Genomic DNA, 3,714 nt, shown 5'->3' on the forward strand with positions numbered 1-3,714 from the left:
GCGCCGACGGCGGGTTTGTCAAAAGCCTGGTGGTCGATGGCACCACCTACAGCTACGATCCGGCCGCCAACGCCGGACAGGGTGCGCTGACCGCCAGCGGCGGGGCCAACCATGGCACCTTCAACACGGCCAACAACACGCTGAGTATCGCCACCGACCACGACGGCACGCTGGTGGTGAATCTCGACACCGGCGAGTACAGCTACACCTCCCAGACCGCCACCAACACATTGATCACCGAGACCATCGGCTACACCATCAGCGACAACGACGGCGACCTAGCCAGTTCCAGCCTGGTGATCAAGGTTCTCCCCAACAGCCCGCCCGTGGCAGTCGACGACAACATCATCACCAACGTCCTGTCGGGCAACATCGTGATCCCGGGAGAAATGCTGCTGGGCAACGACAGCGACGCCAACGGCGACCCGCTCACGGCGTCGCCCACCGGCTTCAACACCGGCTGGGTTGCCAGGGGCGCAGACTTCACCGGCAGTACCGGCACGGTCAGCTTCACCGGTAACAACGTGCAGTCGATCAACCTCAACCGCGGCGCTTTTGTCGCCAATGCCGCGACCATGACCGCGGTGCTGGTGGTCAGCGGTGCGCTGGGGATGGTGTCCAACCACAACACCAACGATGAAGACCGGCTCAACATCAGCCTCAAGCAGGGGGAAACCCTCACCCTGGACCACAACCTGGCGGCCGGACGGATCGCCCTGGAGTACTCCCTCAACGGTGGGCCTTTCATCGCGATCACCGACGGGGCCTCGTTCACCGCGGCGGCCGATGGCAACTACCAGATCCGCGTCACCAACATCACCAATAGCAGTGGTGGCAACCCCAACGGCGCGGAAAACTACCAACTGACCTTGACCGTCAACTACGCCGGCGCCCAGGACAGTACGCCGGATTACCACGGTAGCTACACCGCCAGCGACAATCACGGTGGCAGCGACAGCGCAGCGGTCGGCATCAGCTATCAGGCAGGCCACACCCTGACGGGCACGGCCGGAGACGACGTGCTGATCGCCGGCGAGGGTGACAACATCCTCAACGCGGGCGACGGCAACGACATACTCAGCGCCGGTTCGGGCAACAACGCCTTGCATGGCGAGGCGGGCAACGACTTGCTCTACAGCGGTGCCGGCAACGACCTGCTCGACGGTGGCACCGGCAACGACACCGCCAGCTACGCCCACGCCAGTGCCGGGGTTACGGTGAACCTGGGTCTGTTAGCCGCGCAAAACACCGTGGGCGCCGGTATCGACACCCTGGCGGGCATCGAAAACCTGGTCGGCTCGAACTTCAACGACACCCTCACCGGCGATAGTGCCAGCAACCGCATCAACGGCGGCCTGGGCGACGACGTGCTCAATGGCGGTGGTGGCGATGACGTGTTGATCGGCGGCCTGGGCAACAACACCCTGACCGGAGGCAGCGGCGCTGATACCTTCCAATGGCAGGTGGGCAACAGCGGCCATGACCTGGTCACGGACTTCACCCCAGGCCTCGACAAACTCGACCTGTCGCAACTGTTGCTGGGGGAAAACGGCAGCAGCGCGTCCCTGGACGATTACCTGCACTTCAGCGTCACCGGCAGTGGTGCGTCGGTCATGACCAGCATCGACGTCAGCTCCACGGCCGGCGCCGCGCCGAACCAGACCATCGACCTGGCCGGCGTCAACCTCGCCAGCTACTACGGCGTCACACCGGGCGTGGACGGCATGATCGCGGGGGCGGATACGGCGACCATCATCAACGGAATGTTGAATGATCACTCGTTGAAGGTGGACACCGTGTGAGGTGAACTGAAACAACAAAACCCGTCATGTTCAAATAGGATATGGCGGGTTTTGTGTTTTTGAGGGGATGCACGCTTTTCGGGTGAAGGACATCCATACTCCTGTGGCGAGGGAGCTTCGCGCCGACTTCAGGGCTTATGCAGGGTTTTTTGCTTGAGGATATAAACCGTCACCAGCACCGCACTGGTCAGCATGAATGCGCGCGCCCACGGCAGGGGCACCAGGTAGCAGGACAGGAGGATGCTCACCCACATCAGGCCGATGGCGTAGACCTTGCCCTTGAGTGGGATGCCGTTGCCGCTGAGGTAATCAGCGATCCAGGGCCCGAGCCGCGGATGGCCCACCAGCCAGTGATAGAAGCGTGGCGAGCTGCGTGCGAAGCAGGCCGCGGCCAGCAGCAGGAAAGGGGTAGTGGGCAATACGGGAATGAAGATCCCGATGACCCCCAGCACCACGCTCAACCAGCCAATGGCCAGCAGGGCGTAGCGCAGGATCAGCGAGCGGTTGCCGATGGGCGCGGGCACCCGGTGGCTCAGTGGTGGCGCGGCTTGAGGATCGCCGGTTTCTCGTCCGGGGCGTTGCACAGCAGGTACAGGGCGGTGAGGGCTTCAGGGATCTGCACGATCATGTCGTCCATCAGGTTCGCGTCGGCGGCGATGTCGGAAAACTCCGGTTGCTCGTCGAACAGACCGGAACCGACCATGATCGGCAGCAGCATTTCGCTGACTTCTTCCTCGGCGGTTTCGAACCAGGCGGCTTCGCGCAGGAACACGCCTTCCATGAAACCGATGCACCAGCCACGCAGTTCCGAATCGTCCGGGTCATCGCCCAGGTCCAGCTCGCATGGCAGTTCGAATTCTTCGTCGGAAGCCAACTGACGGGCGATGTGGGCCTTGAGCAACACCAGCGTGGTTTCGATGACCTCACGCTCGGCATCGTCGGCGTAATGCGGCTCTTCGGCGAACAGCGCGTCGATCCACTCACGCTCCGGCACCTGTTCGGAACAGATGGACAGGGCGGTCAGGTAGCCGTGAGCGGCCACGTAATCCAGCGCCTCTTCGTGCAGCTCATCGGCGTCGAGGAAGACTTGCAGGCGGGTCAGTTGCTCAGCGAAGGACATTACAGGCTACCTTGGGGAATAAACAATGCGGGAATTCTAGGCCTTCTTGAGCGCCCAGGCCAGCCGCGTGGTGTATTTGCCTCTCCAATGCCCGGGGTGGACACAAATTTGCGCTCGCCCACAGATCAAATGTGGGAGCGAGCCTGCTCGCGATAGCGGTGGAGCAGCTTGCATTGATGTTGAATGGGCCGATGTCATCGCGAGCAGGCTCGCTCCCACAGGGACTGATGGCAACCGGAAGACCCCCGACACCTCTTGTCAGCATCACCCTTTACAACGAAACCCTCGGGTATACTGCCGCGTTTTGTGATGCCCTGCGGCGTCCCGGCGTTTCGAAACGCGCACTTACGATTTGCCGGTGCAGCGTTTTTGATTCTGAACCAGCCTTGCAGGGATGTTTCGGTGATTTTTGGAGTTTTTATGCTCGAACAGGCTCAACGCGTCCTCAAGGACATCTTCGGCTACGACAGTTTTCGTGGCCGCCAGGGTGCCATTATTGAGCGCGTGGCCAGCGGTGGCGATGCCCTGGTGCTGATGCCCACCGGCGGCGGCAAATCGTTGTGCTTCCAGGTGCCGGCGCTGTTGCGCAACGGCCTGGCGGTAGTGGTCTCGCCGCTGATTGCGTTGATGGACGACCAGGTCGCGACCCTTGAAGAGCTGGGGGTTGCAGCCGCTTCGCTGAACTCGACCCTCAGCGCCGAGCAGCAACGGGACCTGGCGGCGCGAATCAAGCGCGGTGAAATAAAAATGCTCTACCTGGCCCCGGAACGCCTGGTGCAGCCGCGCATGCTG

Annotated in this window: 4 protein-coding genes; 2 read left to right on the top strand and 2 right to left on the bottom strand. The window is 62.3% G+C overall.

Features of this window, described 5'->3' with window-relative positions; all coding sequences use genetic code 11:
* Positions 1-1,802 (top strand): type I secretion C-terminal target domain-containing protein (locus GSM73_RS27005; protein WP_256676736.1); only part of this gene is annotated, 1,802 nt, incomplete at its 5' end.
* 128 nt (positions 1,803-1,930) lie between these two features.
* Here the strand turns inward: GSM73_RS27005 and GSM73_RS06110 are convergent.
* Together GSM73_RS06110 and GSM73_RS06115 are read right to left on the bottom strand one after the other, a co-directional pair.
* Positions 1,931-2,326, bottom strand: a complete 396-nt coding sequence (locus GSM73_RS06110) for a YbaN family protein (RefSeq protein WP_160891878.1) — start codon at positions 2,324-2,326, stop codon at positions 1,931-1,933.
* A gap of 8 nt (positions 2,327-2,334) precedes the next feature.
* Complete coding sequence (locus tag GSM73_RS06115; protein WP_047226200.1) at positions 2,335-2,922, bottom strand: YecA family protein; 588 nt, start codon at positions 2,920-2,922, stop codon at positions 2,335-2,337.
* A 420-nt stretch (positions 2,923-3,342) separates the two neighbouring features.
* Here GSM73_RS06115 and GSM73_RS27010 point away from each other — a divergent pair.
* On the top strand, positions 3,343-3,714 hold a 372-nt coding region (locus tag GSM73_RS27010), incomplete at its 3' end, for a DEAD/DEAH box helicase (protein ID WP_256676737.1).

This window comes from Pseudomonas sp. PICF6 (genome assembly GCF_009831705.1).
GTDB lineage: Bacteria > Pseudomonadota > Gammaproteobacteria > Pseudomonadales > Pseudomonadaceae > Aquipseudomonas > Aquipseudomonas rhizophila.